Genomic DNA, 17,316 nt, shown 5'->3' on the forward strand with positions numbered 1-17,316 from the left:
CGTTCAGGATGCCGCTGCTCGCTGGTCAGCAAGCAACGACAGGGGAATCTGCGCGTTAGCTTGCCGAGAATACGCCGGTCTTCATAACCGGCCGACTACTGTCACTCGAACTGTTACCCACTTAGGATCTGCGCTCTTGATGAAAACGTCGGCAGCTTACTCCCGGCATTTAGGAGAGTAAACCGTAGGAAAGCTTCCGTTTTATGAATCAGATTTATCTTCAGGAAGGGTTCAGTTTGCGCGTACCCACATCTCTGCGTAGCCGTTGACGAGCAGCGCGAGGCTCGTCAACGACTACAACCGGCAGTTATATCGCCGCCGCCAACACCCGCTCATCCGTCAGGCTGCCCTGTTTGTGATGTTGGTCATGGGCGTACAACGATGCACAAATTTCTTGCGCGCGAATCGGCAATACCGACAACAGAGTGTCACTCAAACCATGGCTGGCCTGACAAAAACCCTGCATGTAGATCCCGGCCTTGCAGCGCTTGTCCGTAACGATCCGGTAGTCGCGATCCACCTCAAAATCACCCAGGTATTGCGCCAGCGGCGCCAATAAATGACGGTGCATTTGCCGCTCATAGCCGGTGGCCAGAATCACTGCATCATAGTGCTGCTCGCTGACGTCATCGCTGGCGCTGTTGCGCAGAACCAACTTGACGCCCTGCTCGTCTGAGGTTGCACTTTCAATGCTGGTCAGGCTGCGGAACACATGGCGGGCAATACCGGACACTTTCTGACGATAAAAAATGCCGTAGATGCGCTCGATCAAGTCGATGTCCACCACCGAATAGTTGGTGCTCTGATATTCAGTGATCAACCGCTCGCGCTCGGCAGTGCCCTGCTGGTACACCAGATCGGTGAACTCCGGCGAAAACACTTCGTTGACGAACGGGCTGTCGTCCGCCGGTTTCAACGCCGAACCGCGTAACACCCAATCCACCTGCGCCGACGGGTAGCTGTCGTTCAGGTCGATAAACGCTTCGGCAGCACTCTGCCCGCCCCCAATGATTGCAATGCGCATCGGCTGGCCTTTAACGCAGGGCTGGCGGCTCATGCGCTCAAGGTACTGCGAGTGATGAAACACCCGCGCATCGTCTTTCAACGCCTTGAAGGCGGCCGGAATGCGCGGCGTGCCCCCGGCGCTGACAACCACTGAACGCGTCGTGCGCACATGGTGCTGGCCCTGGCTATCGCGGGAGATGACCCGCAGCGCTTCAACCTGCTGCTGGTGCAGCACCGGCTCGATGGCCAGCACTTCTTCGCCATACCGGCTCTGCGCTTCAAAGTGTGAAGCCACCCAACGCAAGTAGTCGTTGAACTCCATCCGGCATGGATAGAAGGTCCCAAGGTTGATGAAATCAACCAGACGATCGTGGGCTTTAAGGTAATTGACGAACGAATAAGGGCTGGTGGGATTGCGCAGCGTCACCAGATCCTTGAGGAAGGAAATCTGCAGCTCACTCTGGGTCACCAACGTATTGCCGTGCCAGCGGTAGTCCGCCTGTTTGTCTAAAAACAGCACATCCAAGGGACCGTGCACCTGCCCGCTCTCTTCCAGGGCGATGGCCAGGGCCAGATTGGAAGGCCCGAAACCGATGCCGATCAGATCATGAACGACGGCCGAAGCGATTGCCTGTGTCATTTCCAGTGTCCTCTGGATTGCCCCTCAACAGAGGGATTAAAAAACCCGTAACCCGACTGTTCTGTTGCAGATCAGCAGGGCGTCTGTTGAGTAGGGACGAGGATACGGAAAAAAAATTTAAGGCGTGTCCCACTGCCGAATTCGAATCCGGCAATGCTTCATGGCATTTACGATGTGCTTCTCGACCACGCTGCGCGACACGCCCAGGCGCTCGGCAATTTCAACGTGGGACAAGCCTTCCAGCTTGCGTAGCAAAAAGCTCTCACGGCACGCCGCCGGCAATTCCGAGAGCGCCTGCTGGATCTGTTGCAGGCGCTGATTCTGGTCCATCAGCAGCTGTGGCGACGGGCTGAAAAAACGCTCTTCGCTGTCCAGCACCTCCAGCGGTTCAGACTGGCGCAAGGCGCTGCGGCGGTGACCGTCGATCACCAGATTGAGCGCGGTGCGATACAAAAACGCCCGTGGCTGTTCAATCGGCTCATCGCTGGTGCGCTCCAGCACCCGTACATAAGCGTCATGCACCACATCTTCTGCCGCTTGAGCATTGCCCAATCTGGCACTCAAAAAGCTCACCAGTTCGCGATAGTAGTTTTCCAACAGGACTCCCGGCCGCAGCAGCGCGGCAACATTCCATGAGCGCAGAAACAGACCGAATGAGTTAGCGGCATGATGATGGCACTTTTGCTGGCGTAATTTATAGTAATTCTCATATAGATTTAAAGCTTGTTGCAAAAACAGCCGAGAAATATTTAGTCACAAACAGATCATTAAACGCCTAAATATCTAACTAAATCCTTCGTTTACTCAACAGCTCCCCGTGTTTGTCGATTGCTCGACAGCGATTGCCCCGGGCTTTTTGTGCCAGTGCAACGAAGACGGGCCGATCCCCATTGGCCGGAACCCTGAATGAAACGCCCTCGACAGACCCGCCGTGCGCTCTTTGTTGCCCTGTTTTTACTGATGGTTGCCGCGTTGGCGGCATGGCCCTTCCTGACCACTGGCCGCGACGCTTATGACACCGTGCCCATCACCCGCGGTGACATTGAAAGCAGCGTAACGGCACTTGGCACGCTGCAGCCACGGCAATATGTGGACGTGGGCGCGCAGGCTTCCGGGCAGATCAAGACGATTCACGTTGAGGTGGGTGACGAAGTCAAAGAAGGCCAATTGCTGGTCGAAATTGACCCGTCCACACAAAAAGCCAAGCTCGACGCCAGCCGCTATGCCGTTGAAAACCTCACGGCCCAGCTCCAGGAACAGCGCGCCTTGCACGACCTGGCCAAACAGAAATATCAGCGCCAGCAAAACCTCGCCAAAGGCGGCGCCACTCGCGAAGAAGACATTCAGTCAGCACTGGCTGAAGTGCGAACCACCCAGGCCCGAATTGATATGTTCCAGGCGCAAATCCGCCAGGCCCAGGCCAGCTTGCGTAGCGATGAAGCCGAGCTGGGTTACACGCGTATCTACGCGCCCATGGCGGGGACCGTGGTCGCCCTTGATGCGCGCGAAGGCCAGACCCTCAATGCACAACAGCAAACCCCGTTGATTCTGCGCATCGCCAAACTTTCACCAATGACCGTATGGGCCGAAGTCTCCGAGGCCGATATCGGCCACGTCAAAGCGGGCATGCAGGCGTACTTCACCACCTTGAGTGGCGGTAATCGGCGCTGGAACAGCACCGTGCGACAGATTCTGCCAGTCCCGCCCAAACCGCTGAATGAAGCCAGCCAGGGTGGCGGCAGCCCGGCCAGCTCGGGCAAAAGCGGCAGCGCGCGAGTGGTGCTGTACACCGTGCTGCTGGATGTCGACAACAGCGACCAGGCGTTGATGGCAGAAATGACCACGCAAGTGTTCTTCGTTGCCGATCAGGCCAAAGACGTGTTGCTGGCCCCGATTGTCGCGCTGCAAGGCAGCATCGAAGGCAATCGACAAAGCGCAAACGTGGTGACTAAAAACGGCAAGATCGAACACCGCGACATTCGTACCGGCATCAGTGACCGCCTGCGCGTGCAAGTGCTCGAAGGGTTAAACGAGGGTGATCATTTGCTGATCGGCCCGGCCACCGGCAACGGAGGCTAAATGCGTACTCCCCTGATTGAGCTGCAAGATATCCGCAAGGTCTACGGCGGTATCGACACACCTGAAGTTCACGTGCTCAAAGGCGTCAGCCTGTCGATCCACGCCGGTGAATTCGTCGCCATTGTCGGCGCGTCGGGCTCGGGCAAATCCACCTTGATGAACATCCTTGGCTGCCTCGACCGCCCCACCTCTGGGCGCTACCTGTTTGCCGGCGAAGACGTTGCCCACCTCGCCAGCGATGAACTCGCCTGGCTGCGCCGCGAGGCGTTCGGCTTTGTCTTTCAGGGCTACCATTTGATCCCCTCGGCCTCGGCTCAGGAAAACGTCGAAATGCCCGCCATTTACGCCGGTACACCAGCGGCCGAGCGGCATGCCCGCGCCGCCGCCCTGCTCGACCGGCTGGGCCTTGGCACACGCACCGGCAACCGCCCCCATCAGTTGTCGGGCGGTCAGCAACAACGCGTATCGATTGCCCGCGCGCTGATGAACGGCGGGCACATTATTCTGGCCGACGAACCCACCGGCGCGCTGGACAGCCATAGCGGCGCAGAAGTCATGGCGCTGCTCGATGAGCTGGCCGGCCAAGGCCATGTGGTGATCCTGATCACCCACGACCGCGAAGTCGCGGCGCGTGCCAACCGGATCATTGAGGTGCGCGACGGCGAAATCATCAGCGACTGTGCCAATGGTGCTGCAGCGCCGACCCGCGAAAACCCCAAGGCACTGCAAGCGGTTGACCTGCGCCAGCGCCTGAATGAAGGCAGCGAAGCCCGCGGCGCCTGGAAAGGCGAACTGGTCGACGCCCTGCACGCGGCCTGGCGAGTGATGTGGATCAACCGCTTTCGCACCGCCCTGACCTTGCTCGGCATCGTCATCGGCGTGGCATCGGTGGTGGTGATGCTGGCTGTCGGCGAAGGCAGCAAACGCCAGGTCATGGCCGAAATGGGTGCGTTTGGCTCCAACATCATCTACCTCAGCGGCATGTCACCCCGCCCCCGGGCGCCGCTGGGGATTGTCACGCTCAATGACGTGGCCGCGCTGTCGACCTTGCCTCAAGTAAAGATGATCATGCCCATCAACGGCGCCGAGATCGGCGTGCGCTATGGCAACGTCGACCACACGATGTACACCGGCGGCAACGGCATCGATTTCCCGGCCATTTTCAACTGGCCGGTGGTGCAAGGCAGCTTCTTCAGCCAGGCCGATGAAGACGCCGCAGCCGCCGTGGCGGTGATCGGTAAAAAGGTCCGCGACAAAGTCCTCAAGGACGTGCCCAACCCCATCGGGCAATACATCCTGCTGGAGAACGTACCGTTTCGCGTGGTCGGAATCCTCGCTGAAAAAGGCGCCAGCTCAGCGGATTCAGACAGTGACTCACGCATCGTGGTGCCCTACTCCGCCGCCAGCGTGCGTTTGTTCGGCACGCACAACCCGGAATACGTGGTGATTGCCGCCGCCGATGCGAGCAAGGTCAAACAGACCGAAAAATCCATCGAGCAATTGATGCTCAAACTCCACCACGGTAAACGCGATTTCGAGATTACCAACAACGCCGCGATGATCCAGGCCGAAGCCAAAACCCGCAACACGCTGTCGTTGATGCTCGGCTCAATTGCCGCCATTTCGCTGTTGGTCGGCGGCATCGGGGTGATGAACATCATGCTGATGACCGTGCGTGAGCGCACCCGCGAGATTGGTATTCGCATGGCCACCGGCGCCCGCCAGCGTGACATTCTGCGCCAGTTCCTGACCGAAGCCCTGATGCTGTCGGTGGTCGGCGGTCTGGCAGGCATCACCCTGGCCTTTATCATCGGCGGGGTGTTGCTGCTGTGCGATGTGGCCGTGGCGTTCTCAATGGTTGCAGTCTTCGGCGCGTTTGCCTGTGCGCTGGTGACCGGCGTTATTTTCGGTTTTATGCCCGCCCGCAAAGCTGCCCGGCTTGACCCGGTCACAGCCCTTACCAGTGAATGATCGATTGATGAAGCCGTCTTTGAGTCTGTTGACCACGTGCCTGTTGCTGGGCGCGTGCAGCCAAACCCCGCCGCGCGACGCGCACCCGGTGCAACCGCCCCCGGCCTGGCAATCGCCCCACACGCAGGCCAGCCAACTGAGCAGCCAGCAATGGTGGAGTCATTTTCGTAGTCCGGCCCTGGACCGTCTGATCGCTCAAGCACGAGTTGGCAGTTACGACCTGGCTGCAGCCATTGCCCGCGTCCAGCAAGCCCGCGCCACAGCCGTTATTGCTGGCGCCCCGCTGTTGCCCGAAGTGAAGTTCGCCAGCAGCGCCAACCGTGAAAAACTGCTGCGCGGCAAGGGTTACAGCCAATTGGACGCCACCGACAACAACAAGGCAGTGGACTCCTTCGACGCCAACCTGACGGCCAGCTACGAAGTGGACTTTTGGGGCGGCAAAGCCGCGGCCCGTGACAGCGCCTTGCACACGCTCAATGCCAGCGAGTTTGACCAGGCCACCGTCGAGCTGACCTTGCTCAGCGGCGTCGCCAGCAGCTACGTGCAAACCCTGGCCTATGACGAGCAACTGCGCATTGCGCGGCTCAACCTGACCAACGCCCAAAGCGTCTTGCACGTGGTCCAGACCCGCTATGACGCAGGCTCTGCCACGGCCCTTGAGCTGGCTCAGCAAAAAAGCCTGGTGGCTGCTCAACAACGGCAATTGCCACTGATGGCGCAACTGGCCCAGGAAGCCCGTATTACCCTCGCGGTCTTGTTGGGCGAACCCGTGCAACGCCTCACCTTGGGCGACACGGCATTTGCCCAATTGCAGTGGCCAGACATCGGCAGCGGGCTGCCCAGCGCACTGCTGAGCCGACGCCCCGACATTGCCAGCGCCGAGGCCAAACTGGCCGCGGCCTCAGCCGATATCACCGTCGCGCGTGCGGCCATGCTGCCCAGTCTGACCTTGAGCGCGACATTGGGCTCAGGCGCGGACCGCTTTGGCGACATGTTGCGCAGCCCTTTCTACAACCTGACGGCCGGGTTGGCCGCACCGATCTTCAACAACGGCCGCCTCAGCGCAGAACGCGACAAAACTGTGGCGCGTCAGCAGGAGCTATTGCAAACCTATCGCGGGAGCATCATCAGCGCCTTTGCCGACGTTGAAAAAGCCCTCAACAGCGCCAGCGGCCTGGACCAGCAACGGCAATGGCAAGACGAAGAACTGCAACAGGCGCAACAGGCCTTCGACATTGCCCAAAGCCGCTACAAAGCTGGCGCCGAAGTCATGCTGACCGTACTGGAAACCCAACGCACGCTGTACCAGGCACAAGACCAGCACGTGCAACTGCGCATGGCCCGCTTGCAAGCCAGCATCGCGTTATACAAAGCGTTGGGCGGGGGCTGGCAGGTGCAATAACAACCAAAAGATCGCGGTGTAGGAGCGAGCTTGCCTCGCGATCTTTTGATCTTCCCTGGGAGCTCACACGGGCTTAACCACCAAATGCCGCGCATACCACGGCCGACGCGGTACCCGGCGCAGCAAGTCGCCAATTTTCTTGTCATCGCCAAAGGTAATGCGCAGCGCGAGCTTCATGGTTTCCGGGTCCATCTCGACGCTTTTGCCCACACTTAACCCCGGTGTGGTGCTGCAACCGTGGGTGTCCGGGCCTAACCACGGGTCATCGATTTCAACCCAGCGCCCCGGCGCAAACCACGGCACACTGTTGACCTCCAGGCGCGTCAACTCGCCGGGATGAAAACGTTCGTGGGCACGAAACCAGTCCTCCAGACGATCATCGATCCAGCCATGAAACCGCCAAAACACCGGGTTGATGTGAGACGAAAACGGGTCCCCCAGAAAATCGTTTTCCGCCACGTACCAACGCGCCGCGAAGTCTGCCGGATCCCGCGCCAAGGGTACTGGCGCGCCGTTGGATGGGTCACGTGGCACCGACGCCCAGCGCATGTGCAACCAGTCATGCAGGCCCAGCTCTACCTCAGAGCCGAATTGACCCAAGGTCAGCGTCGACAGATAGCGCGGGTCCCGATAGCGTGACTCCCAGACTTCGAAGTTGCTGTGATACGTCTCGGCCTGTTTGATGTCACTCAGCCATTGGGTGTAGGTGTCATCGCCCTCTGCCAGCCAGGTCGGCGGCAAGGCGCTGCCATCATGGTTGTCGAAATAACGGGCAAACCCGGCACGGTCGCGTTCAAGCTCGGGCTGCGGCATCGGGAACGAAGGCCACGACGGCAAGTCCTGCATTGAGCGTGCAGCCCTCAGCATGTGCCGATGCATGAAAAAAAAGTCGACGCCCGACCCGTTACGGTCTTTGCGCGGGCCGCGCGCATCGCGCTCCTTGTCACGCTGACCGGGCTGCCAGCCAATACCGCGCAGTGCATTGCGCTTGTCCTCGGACAGCTCATGCCAAGTGTCACGCGAGGCATGCCACAGCTGGTGGAACAAACGATGCTCAGGCGACACCAGCCACTGCAACAATGTGGGGTTGAGCGGGATGCGTTGGCGGGCCTCAGGGAAGGTGCGCTTGAGCGCAACAAAACGGTTGTCTTGCTCGGGCAACGCCAGCGCTCGGTCCAGACGCTGCACGCGGCCACTCAAGGTGCCACTGCCAGCGTTACCGAACATGCCCCAGACCTCATCAAGACTGAAACTGAACTCGTAATCTGGCTGACCGTTGGCGGCGTCGCTGCGGGTCAGGCGCCAGTACATGTGCTTGGGGTCCAGCTCAACCAGGTCAGCCAAAATGCGATAGCGCGGCGTTTGCTCGCTGTGCAGCACCTGTGCCGTGTCCAGATAACCGCGCACCCCACGCCCACGCGGCGCAATATCCAGCCACACTTCAAGGTCATCCGCAGGCAAACCGTCCAGCCCGGCATCACGGCCAGTGAAACGGATCGTCCACAGTCCACGCAATTGATCGGCGATCTGCTGGCCCGCCGTGTCCGCCAAATCGACAGTTGCTTCACCGGGCGTAATCGGCTCATCGACCCGGGTCAGCTCGCGATGCCCAAAATACACCGCAGGCGCTGCTGCGCCGGTGATCGCCAAGCCAGCGATAAACCATCGTCGAGAAATCGTCATTGCACTACCTGTCCAAGCCTGAATGCAGGGGTTATCCAAGCTAGAACGTTTGCTCAACGATGAAATTTAACCCGCACGGGGATCATTCATTCATGCCTTGCGGTCAAGATTGCTTTGCGTGGGCTATGGTTTTTCCCACCGTTCAAGCCGTAGATACTCACCCCATTCTTACGACCACCCAGGAGTTATCCATGACAGTCCCAGCATTCGGCCTCGGCACCTTCCGCCTCAAAGTCCAAGTGGTTATTGATTCGGTTACCAACGCCCTTGAACTGGGCTACCGGGCAATCGACACGGCGCAAATTTATGAGAACGAAGCCGACGTCGGCCAGGCCATTGCCAACAGCGGCGTTGCGCGTGACGAGCTGTATATCACCAGCAAAATCTGGGTCAGCAACTTCGCTAAAGACAAGTTGATTCCAAGCCTCGAAGAGAGCCTGAAAAAACTGCGCACCGACCACCTGGACCTGACCCTGATTCACTGGCCTTCACCCAAACATGAAGTGCCGGTCGCAGAATTTATGGGTGCACTGCTACAAGCCAAGAAACAAGGCCTGACCAAGGCCATCGGTGTGTCCAACTTCACCATCGCGCTGATGAAAGAAGCGATTGCCGCGGTGGGTGCCGAGAACATCGCCACCAATCAGATCGAACTGCATCCGTACTTGCAGAACCGCAAAGTGGTGGAGTTCGCACAAAGCCACGGGATCCATATCACCTCATACATGACCCTGGCCTACGGCGAAGTGCTGAAAGATCCGGTGATTGTCAAAATTGCCACACGCCACAACGCCACCCCGGCACAAGTGACCCTGGCGTGGGCGATGCAACTGGGTTATTCGGTAATCCCGTCGTCAACCAAGCGCGCCAACCTTGAGAGCAACCTCAAGGCACAATCGGTCAAGCTGACCGCAGAAGACATGGCGCAGATTGCCCAGCTGGATCGCGGGCATCGCCTGACCAATCCGCAAAGCGTGGCGCCTGAGTGGGACTAAACGCTAAACACCTGTAGCCGCTGCCGCAGGCTGCGGCTACAGGGTCAATGCACACCAAAGCGCTGCAATTGCATTTCTTGCAAGCGGCTCAAGGTCCGGCGGAAAGCGAACTCCAGGTAGCCCTGGGTATACAACTGGTCCATCGGCACTTGCGCCTCAATACACAGCGGTACTTTGCGGTCGTAGCATTCGTCGACCAGCGCAATAAATCGCCGCACGCTGTCGTCATAGATCGACAACTGCGGCAGATCGCGATCCCCCGCCTCGACCTTCACCGGTCCATCTTCCGTACCACGGGCGATCTTGCCTTCGCGTTGCTCGGCACTCAGGCAAGGCACGTCGCTGAGCAAAATCACCGTGTATTGATCACAGATCTGCATAAATTCCGTGGCCGCCAACGGCTGCTCGCACAACTCATGAAAGCTGCACCACAACACTCCAGCACCAGCCCGCACAACGTTCACTGAGCGATGGCCTACAGCAATCGGAGCATCCGAAGTTTCCTGCCCTTTTGTCAGTTCCGTGAACACCTGCCCGATCACACTCGACTGATCCGCTGCTTTCACCCAATAACGTTGTTGCGCAATGCCGGGGTGCAGACGATGGTCTTCAGCGCCGTCCACCGAGACGACGTCCATGTGCTTGAGAATGGCGGTGATCGCGGGGGCAAAACGCTCTTTGTTGTGGCCGTGGCTATACAACTGTTCCGGTGGCAAGTTCGAGGTGCACACCAGCACCACGCCCTCGTCGAACATCACTTGAAACAACCGCCCAAGAATGATCGCGTCGCCAATGTCATTAACGAACAACTCGTCAAAACACAGCACTTTCAGTTCTTTGCCCAAGTCCTTGGCGATGATCTTGAGCGGGTCAGCGACGCCGGTTAGCTGAAACAGCCGTTGATGCACCCATTGCATAAAGTGATGGAAATGCTGACGCCGCGCCGGGACGCGCAAGCTTTCGTAGAACTGATCCATGAGCCAGGTCTTACCTCGCCCGACCGGCCCCCACAGGTACACGCCTTTGACCGAACGAGCCCCTGAGTGCAAGGCCTCGTGAGAGCGCTGCAACACCTGCACCGCCTGCCATTGCGCAGGATCCTGGACAAAACCTTGCTGTTCAACGGCCCGTTGCCAGGCACTGAGGGGGGACTCGACATTCATTGTTGGGTTTGGCTCCTGAATCAGACGCGGCAGTATGCCAGCAAGCTCAGGGTTTTTACTCAACTTCTAGCTGCACTTAACCCTGTAGGAGCGAGCTTGCTCGCGAGCTTTTAAAAGTCAAAAGATCGCGAGCAAGCTCGCTCCTACAAAAATGTGGTGGATCAAACGATTGTTACCGATCCTGCATAAGTGCATGGCCGCATTTGGTCTTTAACCTGCCCGGCAAAACCTTATGATTGAACCACCCCCTAGAAACAACATTGAAACAGGGCACGGTACTTCGTGGCAGACACACACTCAGTGGTCTGGCAACTTCTACCGCCATCCGGCACTTGAAGTCAGTTAGTCGTGATTGTTTTAAGGTCTTATTGAAAATGAAACGTTTGATCGCACTTGCTCTGATGGGTCTGTCTACTTTGGCGATGGCCGACGACCTTAAAGTTGCACAATCCCAACCTGCCGTTGAGCAATACACTTACGCCACCGACCTGGACATCGCCAAAGTCATTAACGTGTCGCCTGTCGCCGATGTGTGTGGAGTGGTTCCGGCAAAAATGACGTACGAAGACCATCAAGGTCAGCGTCACATCATCGAATACCGCGTGATGGGTAACGGTTGCACAAACGGCTAACACCCGCAGCAACCTCAGCCTCAGATCAGCCCCCGCTTGACGGGGGCTTTTTTATGGTTGGGCTCATTGCGATACGCCTCAGCAAACACCTCGGTTATCGACTTACGTGGTGAGCGTTTGATCAACGCTTTGACCTTGGCGCTCAAACGAAGCAGCTCGGCGCTGGGCTTGGCCCATTGCTCGGGCGGTAACGGCTCGGACCATTCACGCATCGCCTCGGGCAGCGCTTTGCGGCCGACCTTGGCGATGCGTCTTATCTCCCATTCCACCAAGTGGTTGGGCAGGGTCCATAACGTCATGACGTGGTAGACGTACCAAAAAAAGCCGTAGATCCAACCCACTTCTTTCTCCCGTATACGCCGATGCAAACTGGCGCGAGCATTGCGAAACGTGTGCAGGCCTTCATGGGGCGGGTCGCCGGGAGCCTGAAGTTCCAGCGGGTCCTGGATGGCGTGCAGATCGTTGAGTTCGTACTCCATGTAACCGCGCACAGCCTCCCAATTGGCAATCGCCAGTTGCAGAGCGCCACACTGGAATTCGACGCTGACCAACTCACCCTCATGCACAAAGCCCATGCCCATCCCGTAGTGGCGGGTGATGCCGTATTGGGTCGCGCTTTGGCCTTGAACGACCCAGGCAGACAGGGATTCCCAGGGGACGAACAGCGGTTGTGTGGCGCCGTCGGGCATAAAACAGACTTCACGGCGTTGACGGTTGAAGCGGGTGGGGATTACTTGGGTGAAGAGTTTGTGGGCTTGGAGCCAGACGTAAAAGCAAATGGCAGATGCAACTAGCCACAAATACGCTGAGTATTTCCAGGCCTCAACAAAGTAGTCCACTGAGAGTGCCCAACTTTCTTCCGCACCATACCCCAAAGCCAAACCAATAAACCAAAGCAATAACGGGAACCCGAAGGCACTAAAAAACGCTGCGTTAAATGGTGCCCCTAAAACAAGTTGATACGAAAAAACATTCGGCTCCCCTCCCCCAAAGTCCAAGTAAATATCGGTGTAATCACTGATATAGGGACAGCAAGGATCTGCCTCTGTGGGCAGCGGCAAAGGAGCCAAGTAGGTTTGTCGCCCGCCAACACAAAGCTCTATGTCACCCGCTTTTCTTGGGGAAGCTTCCACTGATTGTTGAGGTGATATCGACTTGGAAGTGGTCATTGCAAAAGCTCCAATGCCATGACATCAACCTCCAACAAAGGCATTTCCACGTTCGATGCGAAATGCTGCCTTGACGAGAGAAAGCGTCCGCTTTCAACAGGATTGAAACGAATACGGTAATTACGCCGAACCAATTGCCCCTCGTCATCTAACGACTGGAGCTCAAGCTCAATCAATAACTCCTCGGAAATATTGCCGATAGCACGCTCAGGGTTGCGTGGATAAGTCAGCTTGATCATCAAGGGGGCTGGCCCGCTCTGTTCTTTTTCGGGCGTGCTCACCATTCGATACACCCCTGCCTGCACCTGCTCGGTTACAACCTCGCGCTGCTCCATGGGAACACCCCGATCCCCACGAAGAAACGTTGTAATTCGCAGTGCGCCGATCTTAAGACCATGACTGGCCCGCCCGTCCAGCCTGCCTTGATAATCAGCCAGCGTCAGCCCCGGCAGGATCACGAAAATTTCACCCGGCTTGGCACCGGCCAGCATGCTTTGCCAAAACGGTTCATTATCTGAACGTTTGATTTCTACAAAAGGCGCCTGCTGCTGCAACGTCAAGTAATGCTGAAACTCTTGAAGGCTGAAATCCCTGCGCTTCTCAACATCCAGCCCCCACGGGGTGCTTTGCAGCCACTGATCATGGGCACTGGTGTTGTAGCGGTTATAAAGCCAAATGCCTGCCAGCTCCAGTATCGTAAATAAGCTACCTACCCAGCTGAAACGGAAAAAAACACCGCTAAGACGAGTTCCAGCAACCTCCCAAGCGACCTTACGAGCCTCACCTTTGGCAGCCACCAACACCCGAAGTCCAGCTTGAACGGTATTACCCAAACCATAAGCATTTGTAAGAACTAAACCTCCAGATGCAACCAGTGCAATTATTGCACCGCTTTGAGCACCTCGATTACCGCTACGTATAGCCGCGAGCCAGCTATCTCGATAAGAATTAAAACTAATGGCAGCAGCAACCAATCCAAAAATATAACTAAGCGCACCCAACCCAACATGCAACTTACCCATAGTAACTTGCAGTCTACTTAGCGAGTTTGTAACTAGTGCCTCACCAAGCTTTTTTGCCTGAGCACTTAAAGCTGTATCGAACACACCTTGCGCCGCCGCAAAACCAGCAGCACCGGTTGCAAATGCAGAGCTTATCAATGGTGTTAGTTGACGAGCATCATGTGAAACAGACAAAGTCTCTTTAACCACCTGCACCAAATTCACCGCCTGCGCCACAAACAGCAACATCGCCGCGCCATCTCCCAGCACGTTCATCACCGGCGCGCGCTGGACACCTTTGCGAAAGTTATCCATCAGCCCGGCCACTTGCCGTTTGCCTTCATTTGGGAAGATGACTGTCAGCCCTGCTTTGCCCTGCGTCGAACCGAAAATCCGTGCATGTTCATCCGGCAATTCCGGGATGGGGCTAAGGCTGGCTGCCAGCCGTCTTTGCTCCAGATCCAGCCGCTGGTTGTCGTATTGAATTTTCTCCAGCAGTTCCCGAGAGGTCTGAGATTTGTGCCCGTGTTGACGATTGGACTTAGCCCGTATCTGTTTTAGCAGGGCTATTTCCTGGCGCAATTCGAAGGTTTCACGCAGCGTTTCGCGTAACGCGGCTTGTTCTTGCGGGGTCGCAAAATGGAACGTCACGCCTTCGGTTTTGGCGGCCTGCACTATCCGCGATTTCAGGGCCACGGGCAGTTTGCGCAGCAGTTCTTCAACGTCGGGCATGGCGTTGTTTTTGAAGAATTCGTCAAAGTTGACCAGCACGTTTTCCAACCCGCGATTAAGCGCCGGGGTCAGGGTGTTGAGGGCGGCATTGGCCACTGAGCGGGTGCTGTCGGGGAGGTCGTCCAGTGCCGGTAAGCGGTTCTGTTCAATGCTGCGCAGGCGGGCCAGGAGTTCAGGGCTGTTGTTGAACAGGACCATGCCCGCGGCCAGCAAAAATGCGTAGTGCACCCACAGCGTGGTTTGGTCGCTGTAGGGCAAGGTGTAGTACAGCGGACGGCTGAATTGCGGGTTGCGCTCGCTGTACGCCAGCAGTTGTTCACAAGCGTCGTCGCTGCGGCAAATGTCTTTGAGGCAGGCATATTCAGTGGCAAACGCGTGCCCGGCGTGGCCGATGTCCATCGGGTCGAAGTACCAGCCCGCTTTATGAAATGCGCCCGAACACATCAGTTTGACCCGGTCGGCAGTGATGGCATCGAGCAGGTGGTTCCAGCGCGTCAGCCCGGCTCGATGGGCGAGTAATTCTCGGTCCATTGCTTCGCGGTCGATCAGTTCATTGACGCCGCGTTGGCCAAATTTTGCGCCGTACAGCAGGTCATCAACTTGATTGAATCGGTGCTTGCCCAGGGCAACCAGGGTTTCGAAATGTGTGTCGACAAAAGCCACCGGGGCGACCTGGAAATGTTCGCGGGTATAGAAACGACGGTCGACATCTTCTGCAGCGCTTCGAGCATTTGAGCCCATCGCAGTGCCTTTTAAGCGGTCCTCATTGGCCAGCATCTGCGCCCGTTGACGCAACACCTCCAACTCCGCTGGCACCGGGCTGCCCGCTGGCGGGGTCATCAAGCCACCTTTTTCGAGGTACTCAATAATCGCGGTATCGGTCACCCCGTGCTGCGGTTGAGCCATGCCCTGCAAATCATCCAGCAGTGCTTTGTGCGCCGGGTCCGTACTCTCACCGATCAGCGTTTTGACATCCAGCGCATTGAGCTGGCTAAGGGATTCGATGTAGCACGCCAGTACATAGTCGCGTTCGTTGTGGCCCGGTTTCGCCCCGCCATTGCTCCAGTCGTCGATCCAGCCAACCACGTGGTCCTGATAATTGGCCAGATCGCGCATCACCCCCAAGGTGTCTTCCAGCACCAGATACAGCGTGTCGTGCCGGTACTGTGGATGAATGCAGCCGGTGAGGCGATTCATGGAGGTTTGAGCAAAACGCGCGGGTTTTTCCCATAGGTAGGGCAAGCGCTCATGCTCGGGCAGCTCCGCGTCAAGCCGTTGTTGGGTGCTGCTGGTGTGCCCGGCCAGCGTGGTAGCAGGGTTCTGTTGCTCTGCCTCGATCCGCTCGATCGCGACTTCGGCCAGCCAATGCTCGGTCATATCCGGGGTCAGCAGATGGGGCCCGCCGGTGTCGCACTTGGCCTTGCTCAAGTCGACCGCTTGCATGAAGTGATTACGCTCGGACGTCGAGCTCAGCACTTGCTGGCACTTTTTCGCGGTCCACGGGACTTCGGAATACGTGACGTACAAGGTGCTGGTTTTGGCGTAAATCAGTCTCGGTTCGTGGATCGGTGCTTCACGGTCGTCGTCGAACACCGCCTGACCTTGCCACAGCATGGCGCTGACCAGACCGTCTTCAATACGGTACTCGGACAAGGTGCCGCTGCTGCCCTCAATCACGTACAACCAGCCATCACGCAACAGCCGGATACCCAACGGCCGTGCGTCGAGGCTGTAGGGCATGGCAACCTCGCTTGCGGGGTCGAGTGCCGGGTTGTCGACGATGGCGTAGCGCAGCGGGATCAACTGCACGGTGGTTTTCATCAGCGGGCAGGTGCCCATACTGTTTCGCGCATCGTCGCGGGAGAGGTTGACGTTGTTGGGGTTTTTGGGCCAGAACGGCTTTGACATCTTGGAGCCTCCAGCGAACGCAACGCTCGCCTACTAGATCCACACGAGATATCAAGCACCGTGCCAGAAACAAAACACCCCATATAAAACAAACGTTTGGCGCTAACCATCGGCCAAAACCACCACCGAAACTGGCTCAAACAGGTTAAAAGTGCGCAAAAAGCTGCTCAGTACTGCGCAAGAAGTTGCGCAGTTCGCTACAGCCCTTTATTTACGGGGCTTACAGCACGTTAACCCATGTAAAAACAGCGTTTAACTGCGCAAGTTTTTGCGCACTCGTAAAGCGCAGGTGTGTATTCAGAGTTAATCTCGATACAAATTAATGGCAAGGAGCCATTTACATGCACGTCCCGCCCACCTTGCAAACCCAGCGGTTGATCCTGCAGCCCTTGAGTCTGGCGGATGCTGATGCCATCCAGCAACGCTTCCCGCATTGGGAGGTGGTGCGCTACCTGAACGACGTTGTGCCGTGGCCGTACCCCGATGACGGCGCCCTCAGTTACCTGCGTGACGTCGCTCTGCCGGCCATGGCCCGCGGCGAAGAATGGCACTGGACACTGCGTTTGCGTACCCGGCCAGAAGAGGTCATTGGCAGTATCAGCTTGATGGATCACGTCGATAACCACCGGGGGTTCTGGTTGTCACCGCCCTGGCAAGGTCAAGGGCTGATGAGCGAAGCCTGCACTGTGGTGGACGCCTACTGGTTTGAGACGCTGGGCCGCGAAGTGATGCGCGTGCCCAAGGCCGCCCCCAACGCGGGCTCTCGGCGTATCTCGGAGCGTGGCGCAATGCGTCTGGTGAGCAGTCAAGAAGGCAGTTTTGTCGGTGGCAAATATGCTTGCGACTTATGGGAAATTACTCGCGAACAATGGCTCGCACATAGAGCCAGGCGCTAAAAACAAAGCCCGATCCGCACAGGCAGGATCGGGCTGCAAA

The 17,316-nt window shown here is 57.6% G+C and carries 12 protein-coding genes; 6 read left to right on the top strand and 6 right to left on the bottom strand.

Features of this window, described 5'->3' with window-relative positions:
* Window positions 1–307 precede the first annotated feature (307 nt).
* Both AAEZ03_RS02025 and AAEZ03_RS02030 read right to left on the bottom strand, forming a co-directional pair.
* On the bottom strand, window positions 308–1,645 hold the full coding sequence (locus AAEZ03_RS02025; RefSeq protein ID WP_350575601.1) for a lysine N(6)-hydroxylase/L-ornithine N(5)-oxygenase family protein: 1,338 nt from the start codon (window positions 1,643–1,645) through the stop codon (window positions 308–310).
* Window positions 1,646–1,762: 117 nt separating this feature from the next.
* Window positions 1,763–2,242 carry a sigma-70 family RNA polymerase sigma factor gene (locus AAEZ03_RS02030; protein ID WP_262125283.1) on the bottom strand — a complete coding sequence of 160 codons (480 nt, stop codon included), beginning with the start codon at window positions 2,240–2,242 and terminating at the stop codon, window positions 1,763–1,765.
* A gap of 309 nt (window positions 2,243–2,551) precedes the next feature.
* Between AAEZ03_RS02030 and AAEZ03_RS02035 the strand changes: the two genes are divergently transcribed.
* Genes AAEZ03_RS02035 through AAEZ03_RS02045 form a run of 3 tightly spaced genes read left to right on the top strand, consistent with a single transcriptional unit; the run spans window position 2,552 to window position 7,097 of the window.
* A complete protein-coding gene (locus AAEZ03_RS02035) occupies window positions 2,552–3,724 on the top strand; it encodes an efflux RND transporter periplasmic adaptor subunit (RefSeq protein ID WP_262125284.1) in 1,173 nt (390 codons plus the stop codon).
* Entirely contained in the window at window positions 3,725–5,695 is a 1,971-nt protein-coding gene (locus AAEZ03_RS02040) for a MacB family efflux pump subunit (RefSeq protein ID WP_262125286.1), read from the top strand.
* A 7-nt stretch (window positions 5,696–5,702) separates the two neighbouring features.
* Window positions 5,703–7,097 carry an efflux transporter outer membrane subunit gene (locus AAEZ03_RS02045; RefSeq protein ID WP_350575606.1) on the top strand — a complete coding sequence of 465 codons (1,395 nt, stop codon included), beginning with the start codon at window positions 5,703–5,705 and terminating at the stop codon, window positions 7,095–7,097.
* 63 nt (window positions 7,098–7,160) lie between these two features.
* On the opposite strand, the gene pvdP is transcribed toward AAEZ03_RS02045, so the two are convergent.
* Window positions 7,161–8,780, bottom strand: coding sequence for a pyoverdine maturation tyrosinase PvdP (pvdP, locus tag AAEZ03_RS02050; RefSeq protein WP_350575608.1), 1,620 nt, complete (start codon window positions 8,778–8,780; stop codon window positions 7,161–7,163).
* A gap of 191 nt (window positions 8,781–8,971) precedes the next feature.
* Here pvdP and dkgB point away from each other — a divergent pair, with 191 nt between their 5' ends.
* Complete coding sequence (gene dkgB, locus AAEZ03_RS02055; protein WP_350575611.1) at window positions 8,972–9,775, top strand: 2,5-didehydrogluconate reductase DkgB; 804 nt, start codon at window positions 8,972–8,974, stop codon at window positions 9,773–9,775.
* 44 nt (window positions 9,776–9,819) lie between these two features.
* Here the strand turns inward: dkgB and zapE are convergent, their stop codons facing one another.
* On the bottom strand, window positions 9,820–10,938 hold the full coding sequence (gene zapE, locus AAEZ03_RS02060) for a cell division protein ZapE (RefSeq protein ID WP_350575615.1): 1,119 nt from the start codon (window positions 10,936–10,938) through the stop codon (window positions 9,820–9,822).
* A 374-nt stretch (window positions 10,939–11,312) separates the two neighbouring features.
* Here zapE and AAEZ03_RS02065 point away from each other — a divergent pair, with 374 nt between their 5' ends.
* A complete protein-coding gene (locus tag AAEZ03_RS02065) occupies window positions 11,313–11,570 on the top strand; it encodes a DUF2790 domain-containing protein (protein ID WP_123750112.1) in 258 nt (85 codons plus the stop codon).
* 20 nt (window positions 11,571–11,590) lie between these two features.
* On the opposite strand, the gene AAEZ03_RS02070 is transcribed toward AAEZ03_RS02065, so the two are convergent.
* Window positions 11,591–12,259, bottom strand: a complete 669-nt coding sequence (locus tag AAEZ03_RS02070; protein WP_278940647.1) for a hypothetical protein — start codon at window positions 12,257–12,259, stop codon at window positions 11,591–11,593.
* Window positions 12,260–12,735: 476 nt separating this feature from the next.
* Window positions 12,736–16,380, bottom strand: coding sequence for a toxin VasX (locus AAEZ03_RS02075; protein ID WP_350575619.1), 3,645 nt, complete (start codon window positions 16,378–16,380; stop codon window positions 12,736–12,738).
* A gap of 341 nt (window positions 16,381–16,721) precedes the next feature.
* Here AAEZ03_RS02075 and AAEZ03_RS02080 point away from each other — a divergent pair, with 341 nt between their 5' ends.
* Complete coding sequence (locus AAEZ03_RS02080) at window positions 16,722–17,276, top strand: GNAT family N-acetyltransferase (RefSeq protein ID WP_350575621.1); 555 nt, start codon at window positions 16,722–16,724, stop codon at window positions 17,274–17,276.
* The last annotated feature ends 40 nt before the right edge of the window (window positions 17,277–17,316 follow it).

It is taken from the genome of Pseudomonas sp. HY2-MNA-CIBAN-0224, assembly GCF_040310285.1.
GTDB lineage: Bacteria > Pseudomonadota > Gammaproteobacteria > Pseudomonadales > Pseudomonadaceae > Aquipseudomonas > Aquipseudomonas helleri.